The following is a 19,075-nucleotide window of genomic DNA, read 5'->3' on the forward strand; positions in this document are numbered from 1 at the left end:
CATCCACTTTCATTCCTTCCCTATTCCCGGCATTTAAGGAAAGGCGTCGATGTCCGCTGCCTTCATCTTCGAGCAGCTCCTGAACAGTCTGCAGCTTGGCGTCATGCTTTTCGTCATGGCGGCGGGGCTGACGCTGGTCTTCGGCGTGATGGGCCTGATCAACCTGGCGCATGGTTCGCTCTACATGGTTGGCGCCTTCTTCTGCGCCTGGGTCGCGGGCGAAACCGGCTCTTTCTGGATCGGTCTCGCGGCGGGGCTTGTCGCTGCGGCTGCGGCGGGGGCGATTATCGAGATGCTGGTGATGCGGCGGCTGTACGACAGGGATCATCTGGATCAGGTGCTGGCGACCTTCAGTCTGATTCTGATCTTCAATGAGGGCACGCGCTGGGTGTTCGGGGCGCAGCCGCTCTATCTGGACATACCCGAAGCGCTGGCAACTTCCGTGCCGCTGCCCGGCGGGGGCGGTTATCCGCTCTATCGCCTGGTGATCATCGGTTTCGGGGTTTTGACGGCGGTGGGACTCTATCTGCTGATCTCGCGCACCCGGCTGGGTATGCAGATTCGCGCGGGTGAGTCCGACCGGGAAATGATCGGCGCGCTTGGTGTCGATATCAACACGCTCTACACGCTGGTCTTTGCGATCGGGGCCATGCTGGCGGGTCTGGCGGGGGCGCTGGTTGGGGCTTTGCAGTCTGTCGAGGTCGGGATGGGTGAACCGGTGCTGATCCTCGCCTTCGTGGTCATCGTCATCGGCGGCATCGGCTCGATTAAGGGGGCTCTGATCGGGGCGATCCTGGTCGGCCTCGTGGATACGCTGGGCCGGGCCTTTCTTCATCAACTCTTCGCCCTGGCGTTGCCGCCTGCCGAAGCCAACGGCTACGGCGCGGCGTTGGCATCCATGTCGATTTACCTGCTGATGGCCATTGTTCTGGCCTGGCGGCCCAAAGGACTCTTCCCGGTCAATGCTTGAAATGCGTCGCGAAACCCTTTTGAACGCGGGGATTGCCCTGCTCCTGCTGGCGGTGCCGCTTGTGGCCTGGGCGATTGACGAGACCTACTACATCACCGTGGCTTCCCGGGTTGCAATCCTGGCGCTGGCGGGCGTTGGCCTCAATCTGGCGTTGGGCTTCGGCGGCATGGTGAGTTTCGGCCATGCGGCCTTTTTCGGTTTGGGCGGCTACGCGGCGGGCGTGCTCTCGCACCATGCCTTCGAGGGATCGGCCTTCATGAACTGGCCACTGGTGATCGACGGCAGCGACTCCACGCTGACGCTCTGGTTTGCGGCGCTGCTGCTGTCCGGTGTTGTGGCCGCGATCATCGGTGCGATCTCTCTGCGGACCACGGGTGTCTATTTCATCATGATCACCCTGGCCTTCGCCCAGATGATTTACTACCTCGCGATCTCTCTGCCGACTTACAACGGCGAAGACGGCCTGCCCCTCTATCTGCGCAGCAACCTGCCGGGCCTCGATCTCTCCAACGACCTGACCTTCTTCTTCGTCTGCTACGCTCTATTGCTCCTGGCGATTTTTCTCTCTGTCCGCATTGTCGGTTCACGCTTCGGCGCGGCGCTTGAATGCGCGCGGCAAAATGAAAACCGCCTGTCGACGATCGGAATCGCACCCTATCCGGTCAAACTCACGGCCTTCGTCCTCTCGGCTATGATCACCGGGCTCGCAGGCGCGCTTTTTGTCGAGTTGAACGGTTTCGTCAGTCCCTCCATCCTCTCCTGGCATCTCTCCGGCGAGATCATGATCTTCGTGATCCTTGGGGGCGTTGGGCGCTTCTACGGGCCGATTGTCGGCGCGGCGCTCTTTATCGTGCTGGAGACGGTGATCGGCGGCTATACCGAACGATGGCAGCTCTTCCTGGGTGTGATCCTGCTGGGGGTCGTTCTTTTCGCGCGGGGCGGTGTGGTCGGCCTGCTGGCGGGAAAGGCACGCCATGACTGAGCCGCTTCTCGTTCTCGAGGGTCTGCATAAATCCTTCGGCGCTTTGCGGGCGACCGACAACGTCTCGCTCGATTTGGCGCCGGCTTCGATCCATGCCCTGATCGGGCCGAACGGAGCGGGAAAGTCTACGCTGATCGCGCAGATTGCAGGCTCACTCAAGCCGACTGCCGGCACCGTCCGCCTTCTGGGACAGGACATCACCGCGCTTTCAGTTCCTAAACGGGCGCAACTGGGTCTGGGCCGAACCTTTCAGGTCTCCTCCCTCGCCATGGCCTTTTCGGCGCTGCGCAACGTCATGCTGGCCGTGCAGGCCCGGCAGCATGCGACCTTCCGCTTCTGGCACCCGGTGCGGGGCGACCGGTCATTGATCGATCCGGCCATGGCGCAGCTGGAACGGGTCGGGCTTGCCGAGAGGGCGCATCTGCCGGTCACGGCCTTGTCCCATGGCGAGAGGCGGCAGCTCGAGTTGGCGGTGGCGCTCGCGCTCGAGCCGAAGGTGCTGCTGCTCGACGAACCCATGGCCGGACTGGGTGGCGAGGATTCGGAGCGTATGACTGAAGTCTTGACTGGCCTGCGTCAGGACGTGGCCATGCTGCTGGTTGAACACGACATGGATGCGGTTTTCCGGCTTGCCGACAGAATTTCCGTGCTGGTCTATGGCCGGGTGATTGCATCCGGTTCTGTCGAGGACATCCGGGCTTCGCAAGAAGTCCGCGATGCCTATCTGGGGGAATGAGCATGCTGCGCGTTGAAGGCATTGAGACCTACTACGGCCCCAGCCAGGCTTTGTTCGGTGTCGATCTCTCCCTGAACGAAGGGGAGATGGTGGCGCTGCTGGGCCGCAACGGAATGGGGAAGACGACCACCATCCGTTCGATCTGCCGCCTGACGCCACCCGCCGCCGGGCGCGTTGTCTTCGACGGGCAGGATCTCGACCGTCAGCGGGCCTTCCGGGTTGCGCGCTTGGGCCTGGGACTGGTGCCGGAAGGACGGCGGGTCTTTGCCAACCTCTCTGTAGAGGAGAACCTGATCGCCACGGCCCGTGACGGCGACTGGAACCTGCAGCGGATCAACGATCTCTTTCCCCGTCTCGGAGAGCGGGCCGGGCAATCGGCGAGCACGCTCTCGGGCGGTGAACAGCAGATGCTGGCCATTGGCCGGGCATTGATGACCAATCCGAAGCTGCTCATTCTGGACGAAGCGACCGAAGGCCTGGCACCGCTGATCCGCCAGGAAATCTGGGCTTCGATCAAGATCCTGAAACAGCAAGGGCTGTCGATCCTGATCGTGGACAAGAACCTGAAAGACCTTTTGCCGCTTGCATCTTCCTGCGTGGTCCTGGAAAAGGGCCGCTCCGTCTGGGGCGGTTCCCCCGATGCGCTCGCCGCCGATGCGGAGCTGCAGAACCGCTATTTGGGAGTTTGACCTTGCCCGCTTTTGAAACCCGACAGAAGATCATGTTTCAGCACTGTGACCCGGCGGGCATTGTGTTCTATCCGCGCTATGTGGAGATGTTCAACGCAGTAGTCGAGAGGTGGTTCGAGCAGGGGTTGGAACTTTCCTTCGCGGAGCTGGTCATGGAGCGCGGAAAGGGTGTGCCGACCGCGCATCTTGAAGTCGCCTTCAAGGCGCCGAGCCGCCTGGGTGAAGTCCTCGATCTCTCCCTGGTGGTGACGAAACTCGGCGCGAGCAGCGTGACCTGCGCCATAGAGGCGCGATGCGGAGACGAAATGCGCATCGGTGGAACCGTCACCCTTGTGCATATCGACGGCGCGCGCATGAAGTCGGAGCCCTGGCCGGGCGATTTGCGCACGAAAATTGAAAACTATCTCATTTAACCTTCCGTTCCATTCGGATACCCACAGGTACAGCCATGCATGAAGTCCTTCACCCAGAGAACTGGAAAACGCCAAGCGGTTACGCCAACGGCGTCGCGGCCAGCGGGCGCACGATCTTTGTCGGCGGACAGGTCGGCTGGAACGGGGATCAGGTCTTCGAGTCCGACGATTTCGTGGAGCAGTTCAGGCAGGTCCTGCGCAACATTCTCGCCATCCTGCAGGAAGCCGAGGCCGGGCCGGAACATCTGGTGCGGCTGACCTGGTACATCACGGACAAACGCGAGTATCTCTCGCGCTTGCGCGAAACCGGCGCCGCCTATCGTGAGGTCTTCGGCAGAAATTTTCCGGCCATGGCGGTGGTTCAGGTGACCGCTTTAATGGAAGACCGGGCCAAGGTTGAGATCGAAGCGACAGCGGTGATCCCGGAGTAGGCTACCGAACGTCTCCCATGCGCAGGATCGTGAGTGCGAGCGCCTGGGCGCGCGGGACAATACTGTCGACTTCCAGGTACTCTTCGGGGCTGTGGACCTTGCCGCCGACCGGACCCAGACCGCAGATTGTCGGGGCGCCGAGCACCGATGCCAGACCGGAATCCGCGCAGCCGCCGGAGAATTCGCCTTCCATGGTCAGGCCGACATCGCGCCCGCTGGCGAGGTAGTTCTCTATCAGGCGTTCGCCTTCGGCGGATTGCGTGAGCGGATGGAACTCTCCCAGGATCGTCAGATGCGAAGAGGTGCCTGTGAGCGTGTTCTTGTCGGCGATCTCGGTGATGGCTTCGACGATCTCCTCGCGCCGCGCCGGGTCTTTGTAGCGCAGGTCGATATCGCATGAGGCGGAGGGGGCCACGGTATTGACCGACTGGCCACCCGAGATCAGCCCGACGTTGAGGGTATGACCTGCTTCGTAGTCGGTCAGGGCGTGCCAGGCCTGGATCTTGCGCGCCAGTTCCTCGATGGCGCTGACCCCGTCCTGATGGTTGGCGCCGGAGTGGGCCGCCTTGCCGATGACCTCGCAGCGGAAAAAGATCCCGCCCTTGCGGCCCGTCACGATATTGCCGGTCGGACGGCCGGGCTCCGAATTGAAGACGGCACGGGCTTTGCCGGCTTCAGCTTTGATGACGGCCTTGGACTCAGGCGAGCCGATTTCCTCGTCACCGGTGAAAAGTGCGATCAAGGGTGCAGGCGCACCGCCGAGTTTCGAAAAGGCAGACAGGATAAAGGCATTTATCACCAGTCCACCCTTCATGTCGGCCACGCCCGGACCATAGGCGATGCCGTCCTTGATCGTGAAAGGGCGGCGCTCGGTCTCGCCTTTGGGAAAGACCGTGTCCCGATGTCCCATCAGCAGAATCGGCTGATTGCTGCCGATGCCGTCTGTGGGCAGGGTCGCGCGGACCGCGTCGCCATAGCCTTCCAGCGGCAGGATATCGCAGGCGATGCCCTCGCGTGCGAAGAAGGCGGCGATGGCGGCACCAGCCGCGTCAACGCCCGGCTTGTCGTAACTGCCGCTGTCGATGTTCACGAGCTCTTCCAGAAAGGCAAGCATCTCACCTTCGCGCTCTGCGAGCCAATCCGTCAACGCGGCTTCCTGCGCCGTTTTTGTCGCAATCTTCGTCAAAGTCTTTTCCTAAACTGAGAGGGCGATACCGTCGCGCGCGGGATCCGCGCCGCCATCCCAGCCGGCGGCGGTTTTGCGCAGAGCGTGGACCCCGGCGAAGTGGTAGCCGAGGGGAGAGCGCCGTACCGCGTAACCCTGCGCCTTGAGCGCGCTTTCGGTTCGGCGCGTGATACGGTTAGTGATGTCGATGGTGTCTGAAGTCGTGCAAAAGCGCGGGGCGGAGACGGCTTCCTGGGCGTTCATACCGAAATCGACGACATTCAAGATCGCCTGGAGCACGCCCATGGTGATGTAGGTGCCGCCCGGCGCACCGACCACGAAGAAAGGCTCGTCATCCCTGAAGACCATGGTGGGCGCCATGGCGGTGAAGCGCGACTTGCCGGGAGCGAGCGAGCCGGTACGGCCGGGCCGCGGGTCGAAGACCGACATGCAACCGTTGTACATGAAGCCAAGTCCGGGTGTGACAACGCCCGAGGGCATTCCCAGCGAGTGGGTCATGGCGACGCAGTTGCCGTGTTCGTCGGCGACAGAGATGTGTGTGGTGTCTTTTGACTCCTTGGCGCCGCTGTTCAGGCGAGGCACAGATGTCTTTGCGCCGGAACGGATACGCCCCGCCATCTCCGCCGCGTAGGTTTTCGAGTTCAGCCGCTCCATCGGGATATCGACGAAATTCGGGTCGCCTACCGACTGGTCCTTGTCGACGGTCGCGATCTTCATGGCTTCGGAAACGGTGGCGATATATTCGGGTGTGTTGTGTCCCATGGCCGCGAGATCGAAGTTCTCGAGGATGTTCAACATCTCCAGGACCATCACGCCGCCGCCGGGTGGGTTGTTGGTGGCGATCCGATGGCCGCGATAATCTCCCCAAAGCGGTGCGGCCTCGTTGACCGAAACGGACTGCAGATCCTCACGGGTCAGATAACCTCCGTTGGCCTCCATGTCGGCAATGATCCGCTCGGCGACGGAACCCCGGTAAAAGGATTCGACACCTTCTGAAGCAATCTGGCGGTAGGTCGCTGCCAGATCCGGGTTCTTGAGGATTTCGCCCGGTTTGCGAAGACTTCCGTCATCCTTCTGGTAGATACGCCGTGCCTCGGCGAGCCTGGTAACCCGATCTCTGTGCGGCGCCCGCCCGCCACCCTCGACCAGATTCCAGAAGTAGCTGACATGGGGGCGGACCATAAAACCCTCTTCCGCATAGCTGATAGCCGGCTGCATAAGATCACTGAGGGTCATGGTTCCGAAGCGGGTCAAAGCCTCGTCGTAGGCCTTGAGGCTCATGGGTGTCGTGATGGCGCCGTAACCCACGTCATTGAGATGGTCTTCCAGGATGAAACCAAAGCCATCCTCGGCCTCGCTCAGGATTCGATCTTCCCACATGTCAGGCGTCACCTTGGAGGGTGCGCGGCCATGAAAATCCAGACAGCTATGCACCTTTGGTTCAGGCAGATAGAGCTGCATCGATCCGAAGCCCGCGATGCCGCACATCTGAGGATCGACCACGGTTTGCACCAGCGCGGTTGCAATCGCGGCATCGACGGCGTTTCCGCCCTTTTCCAGAGCCTCGATACCGGCTTCGACCGCTTCGGGTTGCGGGGCGCTGACGATGCCGTGGGTCACTCGGGCCTCCTTACAGTCGTGACAGATCCGGGGTCGGACGGCGCGTGTCGGGATGCTGGGCCAGCACCTGTTCGAGGCTCTGCGCGACCTGCAGCACCAGTTCGTCCGAGCCGTTGGGGCCGACGATCTGAATGCCGAAAGGCATGCCTTGATGGTCCAGACCGCAGGGCAGAACGCAGGCAGCCGGCAACGCCATGGTCAAGCCGTAGGTAATCGCTAGCCAGCGCATGTAGGTTGGCATGGCCTCGCCGTTGATTTCCTCAATGAAAAGCTGTGAATGGGGGAAGGGAGAGACCGAGGCCGCCGGGCAGATCAGGATGTCGGCGTCCTCGAAAAAGCGGTCGAACTCATAGTAGATCTTGGTTTGGACATTGTGCGCCCAGGCCACGTCCGGGAGCGAATAGGCCATCCCACGCTCGGTATTATCGATGACGTTGGGACCCAGCAGATCGCGATGCTTCTCGAGGCGTTCCCGATGGGCGCCGACAAAATTCACGCCGCGCAGGATTTCAAAGCACTCATGGACATCGGTCAGGTCGGGATTCCGTTCGTATGCCTCTGCGAAGACACCGCCAAAGGCCTCGGCGCGGGCTTTGAAGGTTGCGCTGATTGCGTTGTCGACTGGCGCGCAGCCGAGATCGGCGGAGAGCGCCACGCGCACCGACCCAAGATCGACGCCCGACAGGCTTTCCGGCATCCGAAGGCCATCATCGCTGGAGAAGGGGTCGCGCTTGTCGCTGTCGAGCTGCGCCAGGAGCAGCAGGTAAGTGTCGGCGACCGTCCGGCCCATGGGCCCCAGCACCGCGAAGGGGTTGAGTGAGACCGGCCGCCCGGTCGCGGGCACCAGGCCGGGCGATGGGCGATAACCTGTGATGCCGCAGAAGGCGGCGGGCGTGCGCAGGCTGCCGCCGTAGTCCGAGCCTGTTGCCAGCGGCACCATGCCGGCGGCCAGGGCAGCGGCGGAACCGCCAGAGGACCCTGCGCAGGTCTTGACCGGATCAAAGGGGTTGCCGGTGGGCCCGTAGACTTTATTGGTGGTGTTGGCGCCCGCGCCGAATTCCGGCGTGTTGGTCTTGCCCAGAATATTAGCGCCCGCCGCGCGGACATTGCCAACCATGTCTCCATCTTCGTCAGGCACGTGGTTTTCGTATATCAGGGACCCCCAGGTGGTGCGCAGACCCGCCGTGGCGTCCAGATCCTTGATCCCGACGGGCAGCCCGTGCAGCAGGCCAAGGTCTTCCCCCGCCATGACGGCATCTTCAGCCGCTTTGGCCTCTGTCTTCGCGGTATCGACGTCCATGGCAACCACGGCATTGATGGCCCCGTTGGTCTTTTCGATCCGGGTGAGGCAGCTCTCCAGCAACTCGACGGGCGAGAGTTGCTTGTTGCCGATCATTTGCCGTGCTTCGACGGCGGAGAGGTCGCAGGCTTCAGTCATGTCTTCTCATTCTTGTCTAATGGGGAAGGGTGGCTTTTGCAGGCTCTAGGCCGCTTTGGGTGTCGCGCCTTCTCCAAGATCCCAGTAGATTCCCGCCATGACCGGTAATGCGGTGCGGGTGATGGACATGAGGATATGCTCGTTGGGCGCATGCTGCGAGCAGGCGCCGTAGGAGTGGGGGATCCAGATCGCCGGCAGGCCGAGCAGGTCGGTGAAGAGATCGTTGCAGATGGAGCCGCCCATGCTCGGGATGACAGCCGGGGCTTCCCCCATGGAGCGGGTCATGGAGTCCCGGGTCCAGGTTACCCAGGGATGATCCGGTTCGGTCCGCGATGCACCAAATCCCCCAGAGTTTGCCTCGGGCGGCCCACTGACCTCGACATGTGAAAAGCCGTGCGCATCCAGGTGACGGCGCAGGGCCGGCAGGATCTGGCTGGTGTCCGTGCCCGCGAAGTAGCGCAGTTGGCAGTGTGCCCTGGCGCGCGGCGGGATGGCGTTTACCGGGTTTGCCGGATTGCCCGACGTCATGGCCAGGACCGCGAAAGAGTTGGAGCTATAGACCCGCTCCGCCGGGGTCAGGCCGGGCTGTCCCCAATCCGGATCGATGGTTGGTGCGTCCGGTCCGGCGTCTATGGTGAGACCCTGTAGCGCTTCCCGGACGGCGGGTGGTGTCGCGGGCGGCATCCATTCCGGGATTCTGATTTCGCCCTTGGGGCCGGTGATGGAGGCAAGAGCATGTGCGAGGATGATCGAGGGATCGGCAATCAGTCCGCCCCAGTTTCCGGAGTGGTGTGCGCCCTCGCGCAGATCGAGGGAGAGGTCGAAGTTCTCCGCACCCCGGGCCCCGAGGGTCAGGGTTGGACGCTCGGCCTGGGCACGGGGGCCGTCAGAGGCAATGAAGACATCGGCTTTGAAGTCGTCTAGATGCGCTTCCAGGATTTCACGTACACCGTTCGAGCCGGCTTCTTCGCCCATCTCGATCATGAACTTGGCGTTGAAGCCGAGCTTGCCGCGTTCCTCGAGCACGCAGCGGATGGCGGCGATATTGATGGTGTGTTGTGCCTTGTTGTCGGCGGTGCCGCGGCCATAGAGTTTGTCGCCGTCACGGGCGATCTCCCAGGGGCCCTTGCCTTTGGTCCATTGCTGTTCCAGTCCTCGGATTACGTCGCCGTGGCCATAGCCCAAAACGGTTGGGAGATCGTCGCCTTCGTGACGAGTTGCAAGTAGCATTGGGCCGAGCCCCTCGATCGGGTTCTCATACTTTTTGCAAGCGAACCCCATGGCCTCGAAGGTGGGGATCATCTCCGCATCGACATAACGGTGCAATTCCGGCAGGCTCTCGCGCTTCTGGCTTTCGGTGCGGATGGCCACACGGCGCTGCAGCTCCGTTTCGAAGTCACCGCCGTCAAGATAGTCCAGTACCCGTGCGACTGCCGCTTCGCGTCCATTCGGCGTGCTCATGACGTTATCCTCATTTTACCTTTGTTTTCCTCATAGAGACTACATTCGACGTGTCCGCTCTCCGTTGGGATCGGACTGGGCGCTTGCTGCGCACACTGCGGCAGCATTTTGGTGCAGCGCGGGTGAAAGCTGCAGCCGCTGGGCATGTCCAGTGGGTTCGGATAGGCGGCGCCAAGGTGTGTGTCGGGCACGCCGAGGCTCGGATCCGGCGTGAGAACGGATCCCAGAAGCGCTTCGGTATAAGGGTGCCGCGGGCTGTTGTAGACGCTCTCGGCCTCGCCTTCTTCAACGATCCGGCCCAGGTACATGACGGCGATGCGTGTCGCCATGTGTTCGACCACGGCCAGGTTATGGCTGATCATCAGGTAGGTCAGGCCCAGTTCCTGCCGGAGGTCCTGCAAGAGGTTCAGGATTTGGGATTGCACCGAGACGTCCAGGGCCGATGTGGGCTCGTCGCAGATCACGACGCGCGGCCGGTTGATCAACGCCCGGGCAATCGCCACGCGCTGCCGCTGGCCACCGGAAAGCTGGCTCGGGAAGTTGTTGTAGACCCGGCGGGGCAGGCCGACCAGTTCCATGATCTCCTCGGCCCGCTGCCGCCAGCTTGCCGGATCCTTGTCGCCCTGAACCTGCAGCGGCAAGGTGATGATACTGCCGATCGATTTGCGGGGGTTGAGCGAGGAGTAGGGATCCTGGAAGATCGGCTGCACGATCCGCGCGACCTCGAGATGGCTCAGCGAGGCGAGAGGCTGGCCATCGAGCTCGAGTGTGCCGGCGCTTGGGGGCAGCAAACCCAGAAGCATCTTGGCTAAGGTGGTTTTGCCGCAGCCGGATTCTCCCACCAGCGCCAGGACTTCGCCGCGGTGGAGTTTCAGATTGACACCGTTGACCGCATGCAAGGGGCGCTTCGCGCGCATGAAGCCCTGAGAGATCATAAAGCTGCGCGAGATGTCGCGGGCGTCGAGAACGACTTCGTTCATGCTGCGCCCTCCCGTGCGGGCTCTCGGCCGGTAGCTTCATCCGCCAGAAGGCAGCGGACACTGCGTCCCGGTTCGGCACCTTCAAACTGAGGAATCGGGGCCGTGGTGCAGTTATCCCGCACCTCGGAACAGCGGCTGGCAAAGTGGCAGCCCGGCATCCTGCCCACAAGCGAAGGCACGATGCCGGGAATCGCGCCGAGATGGGCGCCGCGTGCGGTCTGACCCGGAATGGGAATACAGGCCAGCAGGCCGCGCGTGTAGGGGTGGGCAGGGTTCTTGAAGATCTGCTTGGCGGTTCCGGTTTCCACGATCTGCCCGGCGTACATGACCGCCACGCGGTCGGCGATGCGCGCCACCACACCCAGGTCGTGGGTGATCAGGATCAGGCCCATGTTGAACTCGCGTTGGAGCTCGGCCAGCAGATGAAGGATCTGGGCCTGAATAGTCACGTCGAGGGCGGTGGTCGGCTCGTCGGCGATAATCAGGTCGGGTCCGCACATGAGCGCCATGGCGATCATCACGCGCTGGCGCAGGCCGCCGGAAAGCTGATGCGGATACTGGCCAAGACGGCTGGCGGCGGCGGTGATCCCGACTTTTTCCAGCAGAAAGACCGCGCGATCGCGGGCTTCGCGGCGCGACACCTTCTTGTGACGGCGCAAGGCCTCGGTCAACTGGTCACCGATGGTGTAGGCCGGGTTGAGCGATGTCATGGGTTCCTGAAAGATCATGCTCATGCGGTCGCCGCGAATGTCCGACATGCGCCGCTCGCCAATATCGAAAACGGATTCTCCGGCAAGTTCCAGGCGTGTTGCTTTTCGGACGGCCTTCCTGGGCAGTAGGTCCATGATGGCGAGAGAGGTTAGAGACTTGCCGCAACCGGACTCGCCGACAATGCACAGTGTCTCGCCGCGGTCGACGTGGATCGAGACGCTTTGAACCGCATGCAGCGTGCCTGAAGGGGTTGGAATATCGATCGTCAGGTCTTGCACTTCGAGGATCTTGTTGCTCATTCCGGCCCGCCTCAATTCCGATTCTCGGGTGCCGTGACATCTCGCATGCCGTCACCCACGAGGTTGATGGAGAGCACCAGGGCGAAGAGAGCGACGCCCGGGATGGTGATGAGCCAGGCATCGAAGAAGATCATGCCTTTGGCTTCGGCGATCATCAGTCCCCAGCCCGGATCGGGCGGCTGCACGCCCAGGCCCAGAAAGGAGAGCGCGGCCTCGAGCAGGATCGCGTGCGCCATCTCGATGGTGGCAATGACGATCAGTTGGTTGGCGATGTTGGGCATGATCTCGGAGAGAATGATGCGCCGGGTCGAGCAGCCGAGTGATTGTGCGGCGGCAACGAAATCGAGCCCGCGGACCTGTTGTGTCGCACTGCGCATGACCACGGCGAAGCGGTCCCAAATCAGTAGCCCCAACACCCAGATCACCACGGTCAGGGATGAGCCGACCAGACTGACTATCGCGAGAGCGACAAGGACCACGGGCATGGAGAGGCGTGTGGTGATTATGAAATTCACCACCATGTCGACCTTGCCGCCGAAGTAGCCCGCCAGTACGCCGAGCGTGGTGCCGATCACGCCGGAGATCAACATGGCGGCAAAGCCGATCAGGAGCGAAATCCGCGCGCCGTAGAAGAGCCGCGACATGTAATCCCGGCCCAAGAGATCCGTTCCCAGCGGATGTTCCCAAGTTGCCTTTTCCGATTCATGCCAGACCGGCGGGATAAGCTTGCGCGAGAGATCCTGATCGTAGGGATCGCCCGGTGAAATCACCGGCGCCAGGATGGCCATGAGGAAGATGATCAGCAGCACGCCGCCGCCGATCATCAGGCCCGCATGGCCGAAGATGCGTTTGCGTAGAAGTGAGCCCGGTGAAGGTTCAAGCACGCCATCCAGACCGCTGCTGAGAATGGAGCCGCCTTGTCCGCCGACGGGTGTCTTTATCACATCGGTCATGTCATGCCACCCGGATGCGGGGATCGAGGAAGCCGTTCAAGAGGTCGGCCAGGAAGGTCAGCAGGATGTAAAACACACTGAACACCAAAACGATGGCCTGCATCATGGGCAGGTCCGCGCGCTGGATCGACTCCCAGGCCAGGAAACCCAGGCCGTTGATGGCGAAGATCGTCTCGATGACGATCGAGCCGCCGAGCATGAAACCGAACTGTACCGCCGAGAGCGAGACCACCGGAATAATGGCGTTGCGCAGGGCATGCTTGAAAAGCACTGTCATGGGGCGCAAGCCCTTGGCGCGGGCGGTGCGGATATAATCGGACGAGAGCACTTCGAGCATGCCCGCGCGGGTCAGGCGCATGACCGCCGGGGTGACGTAATAGCCAAGGGCGATCGAGGGCATGATGAAGTTCAGCCAACTTGCCGTGCCCGTGATCGGAAGCATGCGCCAATTGATCCCGAACCAGAGGATCAAGGTCAGGGCAAACCAGAAACTAGGCATGGCCTGACCGATCACCGCGATGGTCAGGGCAACGCGGTCGATCATGGAGTTGGCCCGGATCGCTGCCACCACGCCCAATGGGATCGCAAGGATCAATGCAAAGGCCAGGGCGCTGGCCCCCAGCAGCATCGTCGTTGGCAAACGTTCAAAAACCACCGACGCAACATCGGATTTCAGGTAGTTGGAGTGGCCCAGATCGCCCTGTAACGCCCGGACCAGCCAGTCACCGTACTGCACGATGATCGGACGCTCGAAGCCGTAAACCCGGCGCACGTTTTCGATGTCTTCCTGGCTGGCGCCCTCGCCGGCCAGCGCCACGGCGGGATCGCCGGAGAGGTAGATCATCGAAAAAGACAGCATCGATACGGTCAGTGCGACCAGAATGGCGATGCCGAGCCGTTTCAATGCGAATTGGATCATGGTCTTCTACTCTGTCCTGTCACTGCAGGGACCGCCAACCCGATCGTTGGCATGGCGGTCAGAGACTGCGGAAGATCCGGCCGGACTGCCTGTCCGGCCGGTAAGTCAATGGGATGACGCGTCAATCACGCGGCGTCAGTTCCATTTGGACGTGTAGAAGCGTGGGATTTCATCGGATGTGGCAGTGAAATCCAGATCCTTGGAGAAAGCATAGTACTTGGCGTAGGTGAACATCGGCAGCCAGTAGGCTTCTTCGGCGATACGCTCAAACGCCTGTTTGTAGTACAGCTTGCGCGTTTCCGGCTCGACCGAGTTGTCTCCGACCTCAACCAGTTCCTTGGTCTTGTCGTCTTTCGCGGGATCGTCCGGGCCATGGGTGAAGAAGTTGCTGACGATGGCCGAGACATCCGGGATCGAATAAGAGCCCCATGTCATGTGATTGATCGGTGTTTCGCCCTTGCGCACGATGTCGCGCAGTGCCCGGTACTGCATGAAGTTCAGCTTGGCTTTGACACCGATTTTCGCCAGGTCACCAATGACCGCTTCGGTGAACTCGCGTTCTCTGTAGGCGTAGATGTCGAATTCGAAACCGTCCGGATAGCCCGCCTCGGCCAGAAGCGCCTTGGCCTTTGCGGGGTCATATTCGTATTTGGTGACATCCTGGGTGCAGCCGAACTGGTCGGGATGACAGGCGGAATGAATAACTTCCGACGCTGGTCCGACCAGGTTCTTGGCGATGGACTCGCGATTGATCGCGTGTGCGAAGGCCTGTCGCACCTTTTTCTTGGTGAAGACATCGGTTCCGGAGTCGCCGTCGACATCGAAGGCCATGTAAGACACGCGGAAGGTCTTGGCGTTTTCAACCGTGACGTTTGGGGCGGCCGCCATGCGTTCCGCCTGCTCCTTTGGCACGTCCCAGATCCAGTCCAGCGCGCCGGTCATTAATTCGGCGATCTGGGTGTTGCGTTCTGTGATAGTCCGAAAACGCATTGTGCCGATCTGGGGCGTTCCCTTGGGGCTGTTGGCGAAATAGTCTTCGTTTTTCTCCATCAGCACGAACTCACCGGCCTTAACGTCCGCCACCTTGTAAGGGCCGGTGCCCATCGGCTCGACGGCGGCAAAATCCGGGTTGCCGTCGGCTTTTGCCGGGGCGTTGTCGTAATGACCCGAAGGCAGGATAAACGCCGCGTTGGCGAGATACGCCAGCGCGGGCGGGAAGGGTTTGTGGAGGTTGACCCGCACTTTGTGGGGGCCGAGTTTTTCGGCGTTCTTGATCCAGCTGACGTTGCGGAAGGTCAGGACACCGTTATCCTTGTTGGAGACGTGGTTGAAAGTATAGACCACATCATCGGCATCGAAGGCGCTGCCGTCATGGAACTTCACGTCATCGCGTAACTCAAATTCCAGCGCGGTGTCGCCGGCCCATTCCCAGCTGGTGGCCAGCAGCGGTTTGTATTCGCCTGTGTCCTGGTCACGGTATACAAGGCCGTCCCAGCCCATGTGCCCCATGATCACCAGTTCGCGTGTATTGTTGTAGTAGGGGTCGACAACGGCGATCTCGCGGTTTGTCGACCAGTTCAATGTGTCGTCCGCCTTGCCGGCTTGCGCCGGACCACTCCAGGCGAAGGCCATAGCCAGCCCCACTGTCAAAGCGGCGGATGCCGGTCCGAATTTTCTACTTTTCACAGCCCCATTACTCCCTGTTCTACGATTAACTGAACAAGGACGATCACGGTTTTCCGCTCGTATTTCCCCGGAGTCTCCCGCAGCCGCCCGTTAGATTTCGATCGCTCCAATCGGGAACGATCACGTTCTAGAACATCGCTGGGATTGGGGCTTTTTCGGCCCCCCTGTACTGCCTGACTGATCCCCAGCAGAGTACCACTTGTCTTGGTCAGGCGAAGATGAGTATTATTATTCAATACTCTGTATTATTAATTGATAGCGTATCGCTCCCTTTGAAAGGCGTCAAGCACCCCCGCCATGGCACAGGATCCTCAGGCAAAAGACTCTCATGCCGCATTGGACCCCCAAGGCAAAGGAGTCACGAATCGTTCAGATACGCTTTTCGTCGGCTCACTCGAAAAGGGTTTTCGGGTTCTGCGTGTGTTCCGTCAGGCGCAGCGGGACCTGGGTTTAAGGGATCTGAGTCTGACGGAGATCGCGAAACTGGCGGAACTCGACAAAAGCGCGGCGCAGCGCTTCACCAACACATTGGTCACGCTTGGTTACCTGAACAAAAACCCGCGCACCCGGCGCTACAGTCCGGCGATCGGCCTGGCGGATTTTTACTACACCTACATCCTGAGCAACCGGATCGCCGAAATCGCCATGCCGCGGATGATCGAAGCCAGCAAGAGGTTCGATACCACCGTCAATCTCTGCGAACTCTCGGGCAGCGACATTGTCTATACAATCCGTATTCCCCATGAAAAGGCGCGATACGAAGCGACCGTTCCGGGCCGTCGCGTGCCGGCCTTCTGCGCAGCGGGCGGCGTGGTGATCCTGGCAAATTTGCCGGCCGCCGAGCGGGATCAAGTCCTGACAGACTCAAGTTTTCGCGCCTACACCGACCATACAATCACAGACCTTGCAGCTGTCTACAAACGCATCGATACCGCGCGCGGAAAGGGGTTTGATATCGGCGAGAGCCAAATCATCATTCACGAACTCAGCACGGCGGCGCCCGTCTTCAACAGCGAGGGCCGTGCCGTCGCGGCGCTGCAGATTCCCGTCTACCAACCCGATTGGACTCTGGAGCGCACGCAGGAGAAGATCGTACCGCTGGCCATCGAAACCGCCCGGGCTATTTCTTACTCGCTTTGAATTCTTTAAATGCATTTGCAGCCGGTCCGGCATTTGACCGGGCAGATGACGTACACAACGCAAGCACTCGAGACAGGTATTTGCATGCAGCTCTGTTCGCGTGGAATACGTCTCGTGATGCCATAGATCGGCGCTCAAAACGCGATATTAAGACAAATTACGGTTCAGGTTGCGGCGCGCCTCTTCCTGAATAGCCAGCCGCATTTCTATATCCGCAAGTTTCGCGAGGGCGGCCTTGCGTTCCTGCGGATCGACAAGCTGCTGCAGAACCGCCCGTTGCGCTTCGACTTCTTTACGAAGTTTGACCTCTTCCGGTACCGCCCCGGCTCCGGCCATGATCTTAAAGCCGACGGCCTCCGGGCCACAGCCGGTTTCTTGCGCGCACAAGGGTTTTCCTGCGCCCGCCAGGTTATCCAATTCTCCTCTCAACTGCGCTTGTCTGATCTGCTGTTCGGCGATCTTGTCCAGCTTCATCAGGTTTTCCTTTGACTGAAACCTGCTCTACGGGAGAGTCCCGGACTTCAACTCCACCAGACTAGGTGGCATCAGAGTGCGTTTTCAAGTGCTTCTCGCATGGGACCGACCTCAGCGACCGAGACGGTCTGAACAAAGGAGCCCCAGTCAATCCGGTCGATTGTGACACGGATCAAACTGGGGCTTCACTCAGTCTGTTAGCGATAAAGCATGCGGAACCAGATTGCGGAATCCGATCGCAGAAGCTTGCAGCGCTTAATTCACGAGCGGGCTATCGACGAAGGACACCGTCTGATGACCGCCGGGTCCGTCTTTGCTTTCGACCCCATTGCGCAGGCTGCCGACCAGCTTTTTCTTCCCCGGATCCAGCTGCAGATGGATCAGGCCGCCGTCCTGGGTGATTTTACCGGCGTGCATGGCTGCGACGCAAACCCGGGTGTTGTTCGCATAGGAATCGGTACCGGTAATGCGGCGCAGCTTGCCACTGGGGGCGGCCGGGCAGTTGAACGTGAACCTCTGGCCGACGAACTGCTTATGTCCGAAACCGGTCGACGAAAACTTGGTATCCCACTTCAGCCGGGGAATGTAGGGCGCCTGAGCGGCGTCAGCCGTCGTGGTGTCTGCCGCGTCGATGAAGACCATGGAACGCTTGGAGTTGTTCAATCCCGTGGAGTCGACACCGTTCTGACTGCTGGCGGTGTAGGCCTCCACGCCCGGGTTCAACTGCACCGTTACCATGCCGCCGGCATCGGCTGTAATTTTTCCGTCGTGGATGGCGGCGACGCAGATCGGACTCTTGCTCGAATAGACTCCGGTGCCTGAGATTGCCTCGTACTTATCGTGAATCGTGGTTGACGGACACTGCGCGGTAAAGCGCTGGCCAATGAATTTGTCGCTGTCGAACTGAAACTTCTCGAGCTTGGTGTTCAGTTCCAAGGCGGGCAGGGCCGCTGTCTCCTGAGCTGTCGCGGAATTGACGATGGCGCCCAATGAAAATCCGGCAACCGCAAGGGCGGTCAGGAATTTTGAATGACGTGTTTTCATAGAAATTTCTCCTTTTGATAAATGCGCGGGTAACAAAAAATTCGGGCAAGAATTTTCCCTGATTGAAGCGATGTGAAACGATCAGGTGCGACTGCTCCAAAAACTCTTGTGGCGAGGAACTTCGTCCGTGGTTAGTTTGCTTTTCGACTTATCATCACTCATGAGTCGGCTGAATCGGATCGGCTTTAAAATTTGTGAACGCATGAACTGAGATAGTATTAAGGACGCTCATGTTCGGTATGAACCCGCACAACCGCACGAGCCCCATGTAATTTTGCAGTACCCTGCGGCGGCCCGGTCAGATCTTCGGGCTCCCGCCTTCGGGGGCAGTGTCGGGAAAACGAAAATCAGGAGTCGAGTTTGAGCCAGGTTGAACCCAACGCCGGAAGCTATTCGCTCTGGCTTCTGCTGTGTGAAGAAGACGAAGTCTGGGTCAGGGGTTTGATCAGCGCGCTCGCCGGCGAGTTGGGGACAGAGGCTTTCTTTCCTCATGTCACGCTCATGGGCGCTTTATCTGAAGATCCAACGCAGGCCACGGCGGCGCTGCCTGCTCTGGCGGAGAGCCAGCCTCTTTTTGCTGCCGAAATCGACGGGATCGGTATGCAGCCTTCGGTCTTCACAGCGTTTTTTTTACGCTTGAGAGGCCATCCGGCACTGACGGCTCTTCACGAGAGGGCAAAGGACTTCGGTGGAGGTTCAGTTTCTGCACCCATGCCGTTCATGCCGCATATCTCGCTGGCGTACGGCCATATCGACGAGGGTGTGAAGCGGTCTTTGCGTGCGCGCCTGGAAGGGGAATTCGCCGGACGTTCGATCCGGTTTGACCGCATCGCATACGCCTATTCGGGCGTCGATATCCCCATCACCCGGTGGCGGATCGATGCCTGTGTCAGCCTCGCGTATGCATAGTGGGCCGTTCCAACCTGGGGTCTCCTGATTATTT

19 protein-coding genes are annotated in these 19,075 nt (G+C 60.7%); 8 read left to right on the forward strand and 11 right to left on the reverse strand.

Annotation, left to right across the window (positions count from 1 at the left end; translation table 11 throughout):
- The first annotated feature begins 49 nt into the window (after positions 1–49).
- From FKG95_RS22765 to FKG95_RS22790, 6 genes are read left to right on the forward strand one after another with little or no spacing between them, the layout of a single operon-like run.
- On the forward strand, positions 50–970 hold the full coding sequence (locus FKG95_RS22765; RefSeq protein WP_142898729.1) for a branched-chain amino acid ABC transporter permease: 921 nt from the start codon (positions 50–52) through the stop codon (positions 968–970).
- Positions 963–1,952 (forward strand): branched-chain amino acid ABC transporter permease, encoded by a 990-nt coding sequence (locus tag FKG95_RS22770; protein WP_142898730.1) that lies wholly within the window; start codon positions 963–965, stop codon positions 1,950–1,952. The genes FKG95_RS22765 and FKG95_RS22770 overlap by 8 nt, the downstream gene beginning before the upstream one ends.
- Positions 1,945–2,688 carry an ABC transporter ATP-binding protein gene (locus FKG95_RS22775; RefSeq protein ID WP_142898731.1) on the forward strand — a complete coding sequence of 248 codons (744 nt, stop codon included), beginning with the start codon at positions 1,945–1,947 and terminating at the stop codon, positions 2,686–2,688. The genes FKG95_RS22770 and FKG95_RS22775 overlap by 8 nt, the downstream gene beginning before the upstream one ends.
- 2 nt (positions 2,689–2,690) lie before the next feature.
- A complete protein-coding gene (locus FKG95_RS22780; RefSeq protein ID WP_142898732.1) occupies positions 2,691–3,377 on the forward strand; it encodes an ABC transporter ATP-binding protein in 687 nt (228 codons plus the stop codon).
- A 2-nt stretch (positions 3,378–3,379) separates the two neighbouring features.
- Complete coding sequence (locus FKG95_RS22785) at positions 3,380–3,790, forward strand: acyl-CoA thioesterase (protein WP_246116870.1); 411 nt, start codon at positions 3,380–3,382, stop codon at positions 3,788–3,790.
- A 35-nt stretch (positions 3,791–3,825) separates the two neighbouring features.
- Complete coding sequence (locus tag FKG95_RS22790; protein WP_142898733.1) at positions 3,826–4,221, forward strand: RidA family protein; 396 nt, start codon at positions 3,826–3,828, stop codon at positions 4,219–4,221.
- Position 4,222: 1 nt separating this feature from the next.
- On the opposite strand, the gene FKG95_RS22795 is transcribed toward FKG95_RS22790, so the two are convergent.
- From FKG95_RS22795 to FKG95_RS22835, 9 genes are all read right to left on the reverse strand, one after another.
- Complete coding sequence (locus FKG95_RS22795) at positions 4,223–5,407, reverse strand: M20 family metallopeptidase (RefSeq protein ID WP_246116871.1); 1,185 nt, start codon at positions 5,405–5,407, stop codon at positions 4,223–4,225.
- A 9-nt stretch (positions 5,408–5,416) separates the two neighbouring features.
- Positions 5,417–7,027, reverse strand: a complete 1,611-nt coding sequence (gene ggt, locus FKG95_RS22800; protein ID WP_218940332.1) for a gamma-glutamyltransferase — start codon at positions 7,025–7,027, stop codon at positions 5,417–5,419.
- Between the two features lie 10 nt (positions 7,028–7,037).
- Positions 7,038–8,465 carry an amidase gene (locus FKG95_RS22805; RefSeq protein ID WP_142898734.1) on the reverse strand — a complete coding sequence of 476 codons (1,428 nt, stop codon included), beginning with the start codon at positions 8,463–8,465 and terminating at the stop codon, positions 7,038–7,040.
- Between the two features lie 45 nt (positions 8,466–8,510).
- Complete coding sequence (locus FKG95_RS22810) at positions 8,511–9,926, reverse strand: M20 family metallopeptidase (RefSeq protein WP_142898735.1); 1,416 nt, start codon at positions 9,924–9,926, stop codon at positions 8,511–8,513.
- Positions 9,923–10,906: an ABC transporter ATP-binding protein gene (locus FKG95_RS22815; RefSeq protein ID WP_142898736.1), complete on the reverse strand. Its 984-nt coding sequence runs from the start codon at positions 10,904–10,906 to the stop codon at positions 9,923–9,925. The genes FKG95_RS22810 and FKG95_RS22815 overlap by 4 nt, the downstream gene beginning before the upstream one ends.
- Positions 10,903–11,916 carry an ABC transporter ATP-binding protein gene (locus FKG95_RS22820; protein ID WP_142898737.1) on the reverse strand — a complete coding sequence of 338 codons (1,014 nt, stop codon included), beginning with the start codon at positions 11,914–11,916 and terminating at the stop codon, positions 10,903–10,905. The genes FKG95_RS22815 and FKG95_RS22820 overlap by 4 nt, the downstream gene beginning before the upstream one ends.
- 11 nt (positions 11,917–11,927) lie before the next feature.
- Positions 11,928–12,869: an ABC transporter permease gene (locus FKG95_RS22825; protein ID WP_142898738.1), complete on the reverse strand. Its 942-nt coding sequence runs from the start codon at positions 12,867–12,869 to the stop codon at positions 11,928–11,930.
- Between the two features lies 1 nt (position 12,870).
- Entirely contained in the window at positions 12,871–13,788 is a 918-nt protein-coding gene (locus tag FKG95_RS22830; protein ID WP_142898739.1) for an ABC transporter permease, read from the reverse strand.
- 135 nt (positions 13,789–13,923) lie between these two features.
- Positions 13,924–15,474, reverse strand: a complete 1,551-nt coding sequence (locus FKG95_RS22835; RefSeq protein WP_246116872.1) for an ABC transporter substrate-binding protein — start codon at positions 15,472–15,474, stop codon at positions 13,924–13,926.
- Positions 15,475–15,771: 297 nt separating this feature from the next.
- Here FKG95_RS22835 and FKG95_RS22840 point away from each other — a divergent pair, with 297 nt between their 5' ends.
- Positions 15,772–16,614: an IclR family transcriptional regulator gene (locus tag FKG95_RS22840; protein WP_142898740.1), complete on the forward strand. Its 843-nt coding sequence runs from the start codon at positions 15,772–15,774 to the stop codon at positions 16,612–16,614.
- Between the two features lie 147 nt (positions 16,615–16,761).
- On the opposite strand, the gene FKG95_RS22845 is transcribed toward FKG95_RS22840, so the two are convergent.
- On the reverse strand, positions 16,762–17,088 hold the full coding sequence (locus FKG95_RS22845) for a DnaJ family domain-containing protein (protein ID WP_142898741.1): 327 nt from the start codon (positions 17,086–17,088) through the stop codon (positions 16,762–16,764).
- 255 nt (positions 17,089–17,343) lie between these two features.
- Complete coding sequence (locus FKG95_RS22850; protein WP_142898742.1) at positions 17,344–18,132, reverse strand: LCCL domain-containing protein; 789 nt, start codon at positions 18,130–18,132, stop codon at positions 17,344–17,346.
- A 360-nt stretch (positions 18,133–18,492) separates the two neighbouring features.
- Between FKG95_RS22850 and FKG95_RS22855 the strand changes: the two genes are divergently transcribed.
- On the forward strand, positions 18,493–19,041 hold the full coding sequence (locus tag FKG95_RS22855) for a 2'-5' RNA ligase family protein (RefSeq protein WP_142898743.1): 549 nt from the start codon (positions 18,493–18,495) through the stop codon (positions 19,039–19,041).
- The last annotated feature ends 34 nt before the right edge of the window (positions 19,042–19,075 follow it).

The organism is Denitrobaculum tricleocarpae, assembly GCF_007004665.1.
GTDB classification, from domain to species: domain Bacteria; phylum Pseudomonadota; class Alphaproteobacteria; order Kiloniellales; family Kiloniellaceae; genus Denitrobaculum; species Denitrobaculum tricleocarpae.